The organism is Pseudomonas sp. HLMP, from assembly GCF_046365545.1.
Lineage (GTDB): Bacteria > Pseudomonadota > Gammaproteobacteria > Pseudomonadales > Pseudomonadaceae > Aquipseudomonas > Aquipseudomonas guariconensis_B.
In genome coordinates, this window is record NZ_JBDLLR010000001.1 from 1,291,122 (window position 1) to 1,305,109 (window position 13,988).

General features: G+C 64.8%; 14 protein-coding genes. 5 read left to right on the forward strand and 9 right to left on the reverse strand.

The genetic code is table 11. The features are described from left to right. Positions 1-13 precede the first annotated feature (13 nt). The 3 genes from choV to ABFA30_RS06165 all read right to left on the reverse strand — a co-directional run bounded on the left by choV (position 14) and on the right by ABFA30_RS06165 (position 3,076). The gene (gene choV / locus ABFA30_RS06155) at positions 14-1,192 is read right to left on the reverse strand and encodes a choline ABC transporter ATP-binding protein (protein WP_225786547.1); all 1,179 of its coding nucleotides are present in this window, start codon (positions 1,190-1,192) and stop codon (positions 14-16) included. Beyond that, positions 1,189-2,034, reverse strand: coding sequence for a choline ABC transporter permease subunit (gene choW, locus ABFA30_RS06160; RefSeq protein WP_262923779.1), 846 nt, complete (start codon positions 2,032-2,034; stop codon positions 1,189-1,191). Before choW ends, choV begins: the two co-directional genes overlap by 4 nt. A gap of 94 nt (positions 2,035-2,128) precedes the next feature. Beyond that, on the reverse strand, positions 2,129-3,076 hold the full coding sequence (locus ABFA30_RS06165) for a choline ABC transporter substrate-binding protein (protein ID WP_253090701.1): 948 nt from the start codon (positions 3,074-3,076) through the stop codon (positions 2,129-2,131). A gap of 431 nt (positions 3,077-3,507) precedes the next feature. Between ABFA30_RS06165 and ABFA30_RS06170 the strand changes: the two genes are divergently transcribed. Together ABFA30_RS06170 and ABFA30_RS06175 are read left to right on the forward strand one after the other, a co-directional pair. Beyond that, positions 3,508-4,884: an L-serine ammonia-lyase gene (locus ABFA30_RS06170; protein WP_410045239.1), complete on the forward strand. Its 1,377-nt coding sequence runs from the start codon at positions 3,508-3,510 to the stop codon at positions 4,882-4,884. A 390-nt stretch (positions 4,885-5,274) separates the two neighbouring features. Beyond that, complete coding sequence (locus tag ABFA30_RS06175) at positions 5,275-6,381, forward strand: GlxA family transcriptional regulator (protein ID WP_225786544.1); 1,107 nt, start codon at positions 5,275-5,277, stop codon at positions 6,379-6,381. Between the two features lie 194 nt (positions 6,382-6,575). On the opposite strand, the gene ABFA30_RS06180 is transcribed toward ABFA30_RS06175, so the two are convergent. The 5 genes from ABFA30_RS06180 to ABFA30_RS06200 all read right to left on the reverse strand — a co-directional run bounded on the left by ABFA30_RS06180 (position 6,576) and on the right by ABFA30_RS06200 (position 10,578). Beyond that, positions 6,576-6,833 (reverse strand): hypothetical protein, encoded by a 258-nt coding sequence (locus ABFA30_RS06180; RefSeq protein ID WP_225786543.1) that lies wholly within the window; start codon positions 6,831-6,833, stop codon positions 6,576-6,578. A 331-nt stretch (positions 6,834-7,164) separates the two neighbouring features. Continuing rightward, positions 7,165-7,635 carry a thioesterase family protein gene (locus tag ABFA30_RS06185; protein ID WP_225786542.1) on the reverse strand — a complete coding sequence of 157 codons (471 nt, stop codon included), beginning with the start codon at positions 7,633-7,635 and terminating at the stop codon, positions 7,165-7,167. Positions 7,636-7,645: 10 nt separating this feature from the next. Next, on the reverse strand, positions 7,646-8,611 hold the full coding sequence (locus ABFA30_RS06190; RefSeq protein ID WP_253081698.1) for an L-carnitine dehydrogenase: 966 nt from the start codon (positions 8,609-8,611) through the stop codon (positions 7,646-7,648). A gap of 17 nt (positions 8,612-8,628) precedes the next feature. Beyond that, on the reverse strand, positions 8,629-9,513 hold the full coding sequence (locus ABFA30_RS06195; RefSeq protein WP_225786540.1) for a 3-keto-5-aminohexanoate cleavage protein: 885 nt from the start codon (positions 9,511-9,513) through the stop codon (positions 8,629-8,631). A gap of 120 nt (positions 9,514-9,633) precedes the next feature. Further along, complete coding sequence (locus ABFA30_RS06200) at positions 9,634-10,578, reverse strand: choline ABC transporter substrate-binding protein (RefSeq protein ID WP_225786539.1); 945 nt, start codon at positions 10,576-10,578, stop codon at positions 9,634-9,636. Positions 10,579-10,724: 146 nt separating this feature from the next. Between ABFA30_RS06200 and ABFA30_RS06205 the strand changes: the two genes are divergently transcribed. Then, a complete protein-coding gene (locus ABFA30_RS06205; RefSeq protein WP_253081699.1) occupies positions 10,725-11,690 on the forward strand; it encodes a GlxA family transcriptional regulator in 966 nt (321 codons plus the stop codon). Between the two features lie 21 nt (positions 11,691-11,711). Here the strand turns inward: ABFA30_RS06205 and ABFA30_RS06210 are convergent, their stop codons facing one another. Beyond that, positions 11,712-12,113, reverse strand: coding sequence for a lysozyme inhibitor LprI family protein (locus ABFA30_RS06210; RefSeq protein WP_253081700.1), 402 nt, complete (start codon positions 12,111-12,113; stop codon positions 11,712-11,714). A 287-nt stretch (positions 12,114-12,400) separates the two neighbouring features. Between ABFA30_RS06210 and ABFA30_RS06215 the strand changes: the two genes are divergently transcribed. Together ABFA30_RS06215 and ABFA30_RS06220 are read left to right on the forward strand one after the other, a co-directional pair. Further along, a complete protein-coding gene (locus ABFA30_RS06215) occupies positions 12,401-13,378 on the forward strand; it encodes a dipeptidase (RefSeq protein ID WP_087501964.1) in 978 nt (325 codons plus the stop codon). A gap of 77 nt (positions 13,379-13,455) precedes the next feature. After that, the gene (locus tag ABFA30_RS06220) at positions 13,456-13,986 is read left to right on the forward strand and encodes a DUF5943 domain-containing protein (RefSeq protein ID WP_225786536.1); all 531 of its coding nucleotides are present in this window, start codon (positions 13,456-13,458) and stop codon (positions 13,984-13,986) included. The last annotated feature ends 2 nt before the right edge of the window (positions 13,987-13,988 follow it).

A 13,988-nucleotide genomic window follows, 5' to 3' on the forward strand; every position in this document is an offset into this window, starting at 1 on the left:
CCAGGGTTCACGATCAGCCGAGATTCTTGCCTAGCAACGCGTGATACAGCTCGCTGTCGCCAAGAATCCCCACCACCTTGTCGTTCTCTTGCAGCACCAGCTTGTTACCGGTCTGGTAGCGGATCTGCAGGGCTTCGCGCATGCCGATGTCGGCACTCACCAGGGTCGGCTTGCGCGCCAGCGTCTCCACATCCTGCCCTGGCGCCCAGTTCTGCAGGTCCAGGCCATTCTGGCCCTGGCGGGCACGTTTGATCGAACCGCCTTCGCCCAGGTCGAGCCAGGAGTCCACGCCCGGGTCCAGGCACACCGAACCGTTGATCCGCTTGCACTTGTCCAGGGTGCGCATCAGGCTGCGCCCGCACAGCACGTTGAGCGGGTTGGTGTGGGCAACGAAGGTGCGCACGTAGTCGTCCGCCGGGTTCAGGACGATGTCTTCGGGCTTGCTGTACTGGATGATGCGGCCGTCCTTCATGATGGCGATGCGGCTGCCCAGCTTGAGTGCCTCGTCCAGGTCGTGGCTGACGAACACGATGGTCTTGCTCAGCTTGCGCTGCAGCTCCAGCAGCTCGTCCTGCAGGCCCTGACGGATCAGCGGGTCGAGGGCCGAGAAGGGTTCGTCCATCAGCAGGATGTCGGCATCCATGGCCAGCGCCCGGGCCAGGCCCACGCGCTGCTGCATGCCGCCGGAGAGCTCGTCGGGCTTCTTGTTGCGCCACTGGGTCAGACCCACCAGCTCGAGCTTCTCGTCCACCAGCTTGCGCCGTTCCTTTTCCGGGCGCCCCTGCATCTCCAGGCCAAAGCTGATGTTCTCGCGCACGGTCAGCCAGGGCATCAGGGCGAACTTCTGGAACACCATGGCGATGCGCTTGGTGCGCATCATCTTCAGCTCGGCCGGGGTGCAGTGTGCGATGTCGATATGGTTGCCTTCATGCTCGACGAACAACTTGCCACGGCTGACGGTGTTCAGGCCGTTGATGCAACGCAGCAGGCTCGACTTGCCCGAGCCGGACAGGCCCATGAGCACGCAGATCTCGCCCTTGTCGATGTCCAGGTTGGCCTTTTCCACACCGACCACCAGGCCGGTCTTCTTGAGGATCTGCTCGCGGGTCTGGCCTTGGTCGAGCAGGGCGAGGGCCTCGCGAGGCTTGTTGGAGAAGATGACGTCGACGTCTTCGAAACGAATGATGCTCATGCTTCACCCCTTGCCGGCAGCTCCGGTTGCTTGCAGATACGGTCGAGCATGATCGCCAGCAGTACGATCGCCAGGCCCGCTTCGAAGCCCAGCGAGATATCGGCGGTGTTCAATGCGTTGACCACGGGTTTGCCCAGGCCGTCCGCGCCCACCAGGGCGGCGATCACCACCATCGACAGCGACAGCATGATGCACTGGGTGACGCCAGCGGCGATGCTCGGCATCGCGTGTGGCAGTTCGATGCGGGTCAGCAACTGGCGCCGGGAGCAGCCGAAGGCCTTGCCGGCGTCCATCAGCTCCTGGGGTACGTCGCAGATCCCCAGGTAGGTCAGGCGGATCGGCGCGGCGATGGCGAACACCACCGTGGAGATCAGCCCCGGTACCACGCCCAGGCCGAACAGGGTCAGGGTCGGGATCAGGTAGACGAAGGTGGGCACCGTCTGCATCAGGTCGAGGATCGGCCGCATGCCGGTGTAGAACCACGGCTTGTGCGCCGCGAGGATGCCCAGCGGCACGCCGATGGCCACGCAGACCACGGTGGCGAAGGTCACCTGCGCCAGGGTCTCCATGGTTTCCTGCCAGTAGCCCAGGTTGAAGATCAGCAGGAACGAGAAGGCAACGAACGCGGTGAGGGCCCATTTGCGCTGGATCAGGTGCGCCAGGGCGGCGAACAGGGCGATGAGAACGTAGGGGTTGAACCAGGTCAGGGCACTGGTGACGCCATGGATCATGAACTCCAGGCCTTGGGCGATGGCGTCGAAGTAATCTGCGCCGTTCTGGGTCAGCCATTCGACGAACGACGCGATGTATTGTCCCAGGGGTATTTTCTGTTCGATAAGCATGATAGCGAGCTTCCACCTGCAAAGATTGAAATCAGTCCGGGGCGGGCACGGTCCTGCCCCGAGGTAGTGCCTACTGCTATTGCATCCATTACTGCTACTGCGTCAGCTTGGCCTTTACCGCCTCCAGCCCCGGTTCGCCGTCCACGGTCGTCACCCCGGCCAGCCAGGTGTCGAGCACTTGCGGGTTGTTCTTCAGCCACGCCTTGGCGGCCGCCTCGGGTTTCATCTTGTCGTCCAGGACGTTGCCCATCAGCGTGCTTTCCATGTCCAAGGTGAACGACAGGTTCTTCAGCAACTGGCCAACGTTGCTGCATTCTTGCGCGTAGCCCTTGCGGGTATTGGTCAGCACCGTCGCCTTGCCGTACTCGGGGCCGAAGAAATCGTCGCCGCCGGAGAGGTACTGCATCTTGAAGCGCTTGTTCATCGGGTGCGGTTCCCAGCCGAGGAACACCACGGCATCACCGCGCTTCTGCGCCCGGTCGACCTGCGACAGCATGCCGGCCTCGCTGGACTGCACCAGCTTGAAACCGGCGTCCTTCAGGCCGAAGGCGTTCTGGTCGATCATGTTCTGGATGGTGCGGTTGCCGTCGTTGCCCGGCTCGATGCCATAGATCTTGCCGCCCAGTTCGCGCTTGAACTTGACGATGTCGGCGAAATCCTTGAGGCCTTTGTCGTACAGCGCCTGGGGCACCGCCAGGGTGTACTTGGCGTTCTCCAGGTTGGCGCGCAGCGTCTCGACGGTGCCGGCGTCGCGGTACTGCTTGATGTCGTTCTCCATGGTCGGCATCCAGTTGCCGAGGAACACGTCGAGGTCCTTGCCGGCGGCCAGCGACTTGTAGGTCACCGGTACCGAGATCATCGTGGTGTGGGTCTTGTAGCCCAGGGCTTCGAGCACGACGCTGGTCACCGCGGTGGTCACGGTGATGTCGGTCCAGCCGACATCGGAGAACCTTACCGTTCGGCACTGCTCGGGTTCGGCGGCCTGGGCCAGCAGCGGAGCGGACAGCAACGCGGCCAGCAACAGCGAGGGTGAAGCTTTCATGAATGGACTCCTGTGATTTTATCTTCGGGTTCGCGCGGGGCGCCGGACGTTCTCGGGGTCCGGTCGACCAGGCCTGCAGAGGGCAGGTTGCGAGGCCGTGCAATACGAGTCGCTTTCGATAATCCCCCAGTGCTCGGCAATCGCCTACTGGTGGGGTCGTAACCAGTACAGGACGGGTCGCATCCAGTAAGGGCGATGTCGCATATGGGGTCTTCCACCCGTTCCCCCGTCTTTTTGCGTCATCCGAGCGCCTGGAAGCGTCGGTCGGTGACCGGGCCAGGGCGGCGCTGCCGGACAAAATGGCGTCGGTTGCAGACGCCGGGAGGTGGGGCAAAAGCCCGATGATGCGAGCATTCACGGCGTTCAGCCTAGCAGCTGTGCGACCTCACGCCTGGCGTGGGGAGACAAGCCCATCAAGAGGTGATTCGACAATGGCCATCAGCGTGTTCGACCTGTTCAAGATCGGTGTCGGGCCTTCCAGCTCCCACACCGTCGGCCCCATGCGCGCCGCCGCCCTGTTCGTCCAGGGCCTGCGCGAGCGCGGCGAGCTGGAGCGGGTAAGGCGGGTCGAGGTGCGGCTGTACGGCTCGCTGTCGGCCACCGGCACCGGCCACGGCACCGACAACGCCACCATCATGGGCCTGATGGGCGAATGGCCCGACGCCATCGACCCCACGGTGATCGCCCCGCGTATCGCCGAGCTGCGCGAAACCAGCACGCTGCTGCTGGATGGCCGCCTGCCCATCGCGTTCGTCTGGGCCCGCGACATGCTGCTGCTCGACGAGAACCTGCCCTATCACCCGAACGCCATGACCCTGGTCGCCGAAGGCGAGCAGGGCGAGCTGCACCGTGACACTTACTACTCGGTCGGCGGCGGCTTCGTGGTCGATGCCGCCCAGGCCGCCAGCGGCGTGCTGGATGCCGACCAGACGGTGCTGCCCTACGATTTCAACAGTGCCGCCGAGCTGCTGCGGCTGTGCAAGCAAAACGACATGCGCGTGTCGCAATTGATGATGGAGAACGAAAAGGCCTGGCGCAGCGAGCAAGAGATCCGCGCCGGCCTGCTCAAGCTCTGGCACGCCATGCAGGAATGCGTGAACAACGGCCTCAAGTACGAGGGTACGCTGCCCGGCGGGCTCAATGTGCGCCGGCGCGCGGCCAAGCTGCACCGCAGCCTGCAGGAGCTGGGCAAGCCCAACGTGATCGGCTCGACCATGAGTGCCATGGAGTGGGTCAACCTGTTCGCCCTGGCGGTCAACGAAGAGAACGCCGCCGGCGGGCGCATGGTCACCGCGCCCACCAATGGCGCGGCCGGCATCATCCCGGCGGTGTTGCACTACTACATGCGCTTCTCCGATGCGGTGGACGAATCCAACGTGGTGGAGTTCTTCCTCGGCGCGGCGGCGGTGGGCATCCTGTGCAAGAAGAACGCCTCGATCTCCGGCGCCGAAGTCGGTTGCCAGGGCGAGGTCGGTTCGGCCTGCGCCATGGCCGCCGCGGGCCTGGCCGAGGTGCTCGGGGCGACCCCGGCGCAGTTGGAGAACGCCGCCGAGATCGCCCTGGAACACAACCTGGGGCTGACCTGCGACCCGGTCGGCGGCCTGGTCCAGGTGCCGTGCATCGAGCGCAACGCCATCGCCGCGGTCAAGGCGATCAACGCGGTGCAGATGGCCCTGCGTGGCGACGGCGAGCACTTCATCTCCCTCGACCAGGTGATTCGCACCATGCGCGACACCGGTGCCGACATGCACGACAAGTACAAGGAAACCTCGCGCGGTGGCCTGGCGGTCAGCGCCATCGAGTGCTGATGCGCCGTTTTCGCCCGTTCCAGGCCGCTGTGCCACCTGTTGGCGCAGCGGCCGACACCCACCGGCCGTCGGCTGTCGCTACCAGAGGTGTCGTTGTCGGTGACACTCAAGTATGTCGCTTCTGGGCATCTTTCCCACAAGTGCTACCGAATTGCTCAGCAGTTACACGCAAAGGCGCTGGCGCGCCTGTTTGCGTTTACCTACCACCTCGCCAGAAAAGCTCTACACGTCGCATGACGACGTCGTTTTTGAGTTTTTTTGGATAGCCGTTCAATTTCAGGCACGGCGTTTGCGTCGAGATTGGCAAAGCCCCTGCATCCGAATCGGGGCCATTACAAGAAACAGTGCCCGCCTGAGGCACACCCTGCATTTGTGTGAGGAGAAATCGCGATGACGTCGTACACCTCCGGGAATCCAACCCAGAACCGCACAGCCCCCCAGTCCATCGGCTTTCTCCTGCTGGACAACTTCACCCTCATTTCCCTGGCGTCCGCGGTCGAGCCCCTGCGTATGGCCAACCAGTTGTCCGGCCGCGAGCTGTACCGCTGGCACACCCTGACGGTCGATGGCGGCCAGGTCTGGGCCAGCGATGGCCTGCAGATCACCCCCGATGCGGCCATGCACAGCGCGCCGCCGATGGATACCGTGATCGTCTGCGGTGGCGTCGGCATCCAGCGCTCGGTGACCCGTGAGCACGTCACCTGGCTGCAGGCCCAGGCCCGCCAGTCGCGCCGCCTGGGTGCGGTGTGCACCGGCAGCTGGGCGCTGGCCTGTGCAGGCCTGCTCGACGGTTTCGACTGCAGCGTGCACTGGGAATGCCTGGCGGCCATGCAGGAGGCCTTCCCGCGGGTCAACATGAGCACCCGTCTGTTCACCCTCGACCGCAACCGCTTCACCAGTTCCGGCGGTACCGCGCCGCTGGACATGATGCTGCACCTGATCAGCCGCGACCATGGCCGCGAACTGTCGGCGGCGATCTCCGAGATGTTCGTCTACGAGCGCATCCGCAACGAACAGGATCATCAGCGCGTACCGCTCAAGCACATGCTCGGCACCAACCAGCCGAAGCTGCAGGAGATCGTTGCGCTGATGGAGGCCAACCTGGAGGAGCCGATCGACCTGGACGAGCTGGCCGTGTACGTCTCGGTGTCGCGGCGCCAGCTCGAGCGCCTGTTCCAGAAGTACCTGCACTGCTCGCCGTCGCGCTACTACCTGAAGCTGCGGCTGATCCGTGCGCGTCAGTTGCTCAAGCAGACGCCCATGTCGATCATCGAGGTGGCGTCGGTGTGTGGGTTCGTGTCCACGCCGCACTTCTCCAAGTGCTACCGCGAATACTTCGGCATTCCGCCGCGTGACGAGCGTGTCGGCTCCAATACCGCGCAACAGGTGGCGATGATGCCGATCCCGCAGGCCATGGCCCTGTCGCCCCATGGTGGGCCGCTGGGGGCACTGAGCCAGGCGCGCAACGAGTCGACGTTTGCCAGTGTGAGGCTCTGAGCTGTTGGGGCCGCCAATCAGGCTAATGCTGTTCACTTAAGCAATTGGGGCCGCCTTGCGGCCCTTCGCGGGCAAGCCCGCTCCCACAAGTACGCTGCAAATGCACGACCCTGTGGGAGCGGGCTTGCCCGCGAAGGGCTGCAAGGCAGCCCCAATCGGTGTCACATCGGACTTAAGTGAACAGCATTAGCCAATCAGGCGCGTTTGTTGAACTGCGCCAACGCCGGCAACAGCTGCTTGTCGATGGCCTGGCGCACGGCCGGGAGGATGGTGGCGCTGCCGGTGTACATCTGCTCGACCATGCCGCGCAGGGCCCGGGCATTGGGTTCGGTCAGGCCGCGCACGGCGACCTCGCAGGCCTGTTCGGCACTGGCCCCGGCCGGCATCTCGAAGCCCAGGGCGCGCAGTTGGCCCAGCAGGTCGTCCTGATCGATCAAATCCGCATGCATCATGGCTGTTGTCCCTTTTATCGCTAAGAGAGTGCTGCTGTGATTCACGACCGATTCTGTGTCCACGGCGACATGCCCGCAAGGGCAGTGTGTCGCAATGGCTGCTTTGGCTAAGAACAGGTCGTTCCCGGCTAAATCGACGGCCCGCAGAGGCCGCACACTGGCGTCATTCACGGCAACGGAGGGTTTGGTCACCCTCGCTCATGCAAAGTGGATGTTGCTCGCTCTTGGCCCCGGATGCTCACGGCTTTCCGGGGTTATTTTTTTCTGCGGTACATACCTTCGGGGCCGCTGTGCGCGCCTTTCGCGACACAGCGGCCCCAACTGGCATCGGTCAACCAGGCAAGCGCATCACGCGCCCGACGAACTCGGCAGGCGGCAGGTCTCGTTGTGCCTCCCGCAACCCTTGCAGCAACGCCACGCTGCGCTCGCCAAACGGCGCCGACTTCGGCCCCGCCAGGTCCACATGCAGCAGCATCTGCTCGCTGGCCGCCAACGCCTCGTCGAACCCTGCCCGGTGCAGGCTGTGGTACACATGCAGGCGCTTCTTGTCGAAGCCGACGATCTGCGTCTGCACCCACACCTCGGTGCCGAGCTTCACCTCATGCAGGTAGTTGATGTGCGCCTCCAGGGTGAACAGCGAATGGCCGCTCTGCCCACGGCTGTCGGCATCCAGGCCGATGCGCTCCATCAGCGCATCGGTGGCGTAGCTGAAGATCAGCAGGTAATAGGCATCGCGCAGATGGCCGTTGTAGTCGACCCAGCCCTCTTGGACTGGAGTGCGGTAGGTGGTCAGTGCTGGCATCAGGTGCTCCTCAATCGCCGAAGGCCATGCCGTGCTGGGCCTTGCTGTGCTTCACCGCCTCCAGTACCGCCAGCAGGGTGTCGTCACGGTAGCGCTCCAGCGCGGCGATGCTGTGCTCGCCCAACTGCTCGGCGGTGCCCTCGACCACATCGTCGATCAGCTTGTCGGTCAGTTCCGGGGCCGGCAGGTAGGTCCAGGGCAGCTTGAGCGCCGGGCCGAACTGCGACATGAAGTGACGCATGCCAGCATCGCCACCGGCGAGGGTGTAGGTCAGGAAGGTGCCCATGAACGACCAGCGCAGGCCGGCGCCGAAGCGGATCGCGTCGTCGATCTCGCCCGTGCTGGCCACACCATCGTTGACCAGGTGCAGGGCCTCGCGCCACAGCGCTTCGAGCAGGCGGTCGGCGATGAAGCCGGGAACCTCCTTGCGCACGTGCAGCGGGCGCATGCCCAGCGCGGTGTAGATGGTCTTCGCGGCTTCGATGGCCTCGGGGGCGGTGCGCTGGCCGCCGACGATCTCCACCAGCGGCAGCAGGTACACCGGGTTGAACGGGTGGCCTACCACGCAGCGCTCGGGGTGGGTGGACGACTCGTAGAACTCGCTCGGCAGCAGCCCCGAGGTGCTGGAACCGATGATCGCGTTGGGTTTGGCCGCGGCACTGATCCTGGCATGCAGGTCGAGCTTGAGGTCCAGGCGCTCCGGGGCGCTTTCCTGGATGAAGTCAGCGTCGCGCACGCACGCCTCGATGGTGCTGACGAACGTCAGCCGGTCCTGCGCCGCGCCGGGCGCCAGGCCTTGTTTCTCAAGGGCTGGCCAGGCATTGGCGATGCGCTTGCGCAGGGCCTGCTCGGCGCCGGGGGCCGGGTCCCAGGCGACCACGTCCAGGCCGTGGGCCAGGGCGCGGGCGACCCAGCCGCTGCCGATGACGCCGCTACCCAGGGCGGCGAAGGTCTTGATCTCGGTGATGTAAGGCATGTCGAACGGCTCCTGAATTAGCGGCGCTTGAGGTTCATCTTTTCCCGGCCTTCTGCCGGGCTGAGGACACGGCCGCCCATGCGGGTGATGATTTCCGCCGCGCGTTCGACCAACTGGCCGTTGCTGGCCAGCACGCCACGGTCCAGGTACAGGTTGTCTTCCAGCCCCACCCGTACGTTGCCGCCGAGCAGCACGGCCTGGGCCGCCATGGGCATCTGCATGCGGCCGATGCCGAAGCCGGCCCAGGTCACACCGGCGGGCAGGTTGTCGACCATGGCCTTCATGGTGGTGGTGTCCGCCGGCGCGCCCCACGGGATGCCCAGGCACAGCTGGAACAGCGGGTCGTCCAGCAGGCCTTCCTTCATCATCTGCTTGGCGAACCACAGGTGGCCGGTGTCGAAGATTTCCAGCTCGGCCTTCACGCCCAGCTCGGTGATGCGCTTGGCGCCGGCACGCAGTTGGCTCGGGGTGGAGACGTAGATGGCGTTGCCGTCGCCGAAGTTGAGGGTGCCGCAGTCGAGGGTGCAGATCTCTGGCAGCAGCGCCTCCACGTGGGCCAGGCGCTCCAGTGGGCCGATCAGGTCGGTGCCTGGGCCGAAGGCCATGGGTGTTTCGCCAGGGCCGATCTCCAGATCGCCGCCCATGCCGGCGGTGAGGTTGACGATCACGTCCACGTCGGCCTCGCGGATGCGCTCCATCACTTCGCGGTACAGCGCCACGTCGCGGCTGAAACGGCCGGTCTCGGGGTCGCGGACGTGGCAATGGACCACGGTGGCGCCGGCCTTGGCGGCTTCCACGGCGGATTCGGCGATCTGCTTGGGCGTGACAGGGACGAGGTGGCTCTTGGCGACCGTGTCGCCGGCGCCGGTGAGGGCACAGGTGATGATGACGTCGTGGTTCATGGTGTGTTCCTTGTGGTGTCGGTGGTGGCCCAATCGCCGGCAAGCCGGCTCCCACAGGGCGTGGTGAGCCCTGGTGCGTGGAGCGCCTGGGGGAGCTGGCTTGCCGGCGATGAGGCCGGGTCAGTTGGCGGTGAGCTTGAGGTTCTCAGCCGCGGGCTTGCCATCGAAGGTGGTCACGCCTTGCAGCCAGCGCGCCTTGTCCTCGGGGTGGTCCTTGAGCCACTGGCGGGCCGACTCCAGCGGGTCCTTGTGGTCGAGCAGCGGCTGCATCATGCGGCTCTCGTCCTCGGCGCTGAAGCTCAGGTTGGCCAGCAGGCGGTGGGCGTTGGGGCAACGTTCGGCATAGTCCGGCGCGGTGACGGTCCACACCGTGGCACGGCCTTCGTCGGGGCCCAGGGCATCCTGGCTGCCATCGAGGTAGGTCATGTCGATGTTGACGTTCATCGGGTGCGGCGCCCAACCGAAGAACACCACCGCCTGCTTGCGCCGTACGGCCCGGTCGACCGCGGCGAGCATGCCGGCCTCGCTGGACTCGACCAGCTGGAACTTGCCCAGGCCGAACTGGTTCTTGGCGATCATGGCCTTGATCTGGGTGTTGGCCCCGGAGCCAGGCTCGATGCCGTAGATCTTGCGGCCCAGTTCCTTCTCGAACTTGTGGATGTCGGCGAAGCTCTTCAGGCCCTTGTCGGCGAGGTACTTCGGCACCGCCAGGGTGGCCCGGGCGTCGTCCAGGCTGGGTTTGTCGAGGACCTTGACCTGCCCGGCCTGGATGAACGGGGTGATGGTCTGGGTCATGATCGGGTTCCAGTAGCCCAGGAACATGTCCAGGCGCTTGTCGCGGATCCCGGCGAAGATGATCTGCTGCGAGGCGCTGGTCTGCTTGGTCTGGTAACCCAGGCCATCGAGCAGGACCTGGGCCATGGCGCTGGTGGCGATGACATCGGTCCAGTTGACCACGCCCAGGCGTACGTTCTTGCAAACGGCGGGCTCGGCGGCGAACAGGGGCGTGGCAAGGGTGCTGCTCAGGGCGAGGGACAACAGGCTGCGGCGGATCAAGCTGTGCATGGTGGCTCTCCAACGGCAGTGCATATTGTTATGGGATCGGCCTCTGTGGGCCGTGTGAACACGCTACGCTGCTGGCAGGGTGGAAAATCGCACCCTGACGACCAACAATTGCACACAAGCGACCACTTCTGCCGTGGAACATATCAATGCCGCAAACCATCCACTTCCTGCTGTTGCCGGGCTTCTCGGCCATGGGCTTCATTTCGGCGCTGGAGCCCTTGCGCGTGGCCAACCGTTTTCGCGGGCCGCTGTACCGCTGGCGAGTGCTGAGCCTGGAGGGTGACGCGGTGCAGGCGAGCAATGGCATGTCGGTGAACGTCGACGGCGCCCTGGGCGAGGGCGAGCGGGGCAGTATGCTGCTGGTGGTGGCCGGCTTCGAGCCGTTGGCCTGCTACGGCCCTGTGCTGCAACAGGCGCTGCGCCGTCTCGACCATGAGGGGGTGATCCTTGGCGGTATCGATACCGGCGCGGTGGTGCTGGCCGAGGCCGGCCTGCTCGACGGGTATCGGGCGACCCTGCACTGGGAGGCGCTGGAGGCTTTCAAGGAGCGCTACCCGCGCCTGCAGGCGACCCAGGAGCTGTTCGAGATCGACCGCCGGCGCATCACCTGCGCCGGCGGCACCGCCTCCATCGACCTGATGCTCGACCTGATCGCCCAGGGCCATGGCAGCGAACTGGCGGTGCAAGTGTCGGAGCAGTTCGTGCTCGGGCGCATCCGCCCGCGCCAGGACCACCAGCGCATGCAAATCGCCTCGCGCTACGGCATCAGCAACAAGAAGCTGGTGCGGGTGATCGGCGAGATGGAGCGCAACACCGAGCAGCCGCTCAATACCCAGGTGCTGGCCGAGGCCGTGCAGGTCACCCGGCGGCAACTGGAGCGGCTGTTCCGCCTGCATCTGGACGACACGCCCAGCGGCTTCTATCTGCGCCTGCGGTTGGACAAGGCGCGGCAGTTGCTGCGCCAGACCGACATGAGCGTGCTGGAGGTGGGGGTGGCCTGTGGGTTCGAGTCGGCGTCGTATTTCACCCGTTGCTACCGGGCACGCTTCGAGCGCTGTCCCAGGGAGGATCGGCGGCAAGCCGGCGATGGGGCGCGAAGCGGCCCCAAATGACAGTTGGGCGCGCCGTCGAGATCATGGCTGGCCAATGGACTGCAGGTACTCCGATCGCTCATCGCTACGCTGGGCGATACAGGTGTTCCAGGCCGCCTCGAACGCCTGGCTGCCAGGCTTCCCTGCAAAGGTCTCGACTTTGCAGTCGGCATCGCGCAGCTGCACCCAGAGTTTTTCGGCAGCGTCCATTCGCTCGATCAGCGCCGTGGCCTGGCCGACTTCGTCCGCATACTGGTCGCGGATGCGCTGGACCAGTTCGTCATAGGCCGCCTTCAGCTCCCGCTCGGCGGTGTGCTTGTTGAAGGCGGCGCAGGCATAGCCCTGCTGATCGGTCTCGACGTTGTCGCAGGGCGTGCTTTCCTCCTCGCCGGCCTGGGCACCCAGGGCCACGCTCAGCAACACCAGCCATGCCATTGATTTCATCCGTTTTCTCCTTAAACAGGCTGACGAATCGCAGGCGATTCTCGCTCAGCCTGCGACGCTGCGGTAGCTCCCGACGCAAATGTTCATGAATGGCCAAAAACGACGGTTGTCGAGAGTCGCTCTCATCGCCACACGCCGTGCCAGAGCGCGCCCTGTCGCCCATTGACGCTTTCGGCAAACCCCCTGTCGTTTTTGCACCGGGGCGCCTCGGGCGGCAGGCATATGCTGGCCCCAAAGCGCCGGCACAAGGTTCGGCGTGGCCCAAGTCAATAAAAGGGGACAGCCTGATGAGCCCAGCCGAACTTCACGCCGACAGCATCGTCATCGATGGCCTGATCATCGCCAAATGGAACCGCGAGCTGTTCGAGGACATGCGCAAGGGTGGCCTGACCGCGGCCAACTGCACGGTATCGGTCTGGGAGGGCTTCAAGGCCACCGTCGACAACATCGCCGCCAGCCAGAAGCTGATCCGCGAGAACAGCGACCTGGTCATGCCGGTGCGCACCACCGCCGACATCCGCAAGGCCAAGGAGCTGGGCAAGACCGGCATCCTCTTCGGCTTCCAGAACGCCCACGCCTTCGAAGACCAGATCGGCTACGTCGACGTGTTCAAGCAGCTGGGCGTGGGCATCGTGCAGATGTGCTACAACACCCAGAACCTGGTGGGCACCGGCTGCTACGAGCGCGACGGCGGCCTGTCGGGCTTCGGTCGCGAGATCGTCGCCGAGATGAACCGCGTCGGCATCATGTGCGACCTGTCCCACGTCGGCTCCAAGACCAGCGAGGAAGTCATCCTCGAGTCGAAGAAGCCGGTCTGCTATTCCCATTGCCTGCCCTCGGGCCTGAAGGAGCACCCGCGCAACAAGTCGGACGAAGAGCTGAAGTTCATCGCCGACCACGGCGGCTTCGTCGGCGTGACCATGTTCGCGCCGTTCCTGGCCAAGGGCATCGACTCGACCATCGACGACTACGCCGAGGCCATCGAGTACACCATGAACATCGTCGGTGAGGACGCCATCGGCATCGGCACCGACTTCACCCAGGGCCACGGCCAGGACTTCTTCGAGTACCTGACCCACGACAAGGGTTACGCCCGTCGCCTGACCAATTTCGGGAAGATCATCAACCCGCTGGGGATCCGCACTGTCGGCGAGTTCCCCAACCTCACCGAGACCCTGCTCAAGCGCGGCCACTCCGAACGGGTGGTGCGCAAGATCATGGGTGAGAACTGGGTGAATGTCCTCAAGGACGTCTGGGGCGAGTAAGCCGCTCTCCAAGCCTGAAAAGCCCCGGCCAGCAACGCCGGGGCATCCAACAAAAATTTTTATGGAGTTGAGTTTCCATGGCCAAGATCGCCCCGCAATTGCCAATCGAAGTCGACAGCGAGACCGGTGTCTGGACCACCGATGCCCTGCCGATGCTCTACGTGCCACGGCATTTCTTCGTCAACAACCACATGGGCATCGAGGAAGTGCTGGGCGCTGACGCCTACGCCGAGATCCTCTACAAGGCCGGCTACAAGTCGGCCTGGCACTGGTGCGAAAAAGAAGCCGAATGCCATGGCCTGGAAGGCGTGGCGGTGTTCGAGCACTACATGAAGCGCCTGTCCCAGCGCGGCTGGGGCCTGTTCGAGATCCAGGACATCGACCTGGACAAGGGCACCGCCAGCGTCAAGCTCAAGCATTCGGCGTTCGTCTACGTCTACGGCAAGGTCGGCCGCAAGGTCGACTACATGTTCACCGGCTGGTTCGCCGGTGCCATGGACCAGATCCTGGCTGCCCGTGGCAGTTCCATCCGCACCGTGGCCGAACAGGTCTACGGCGGGTCGGAAGAAGGCCACGACGACGGCCTGTTCATCGTCAAGCCGCTGTAAGC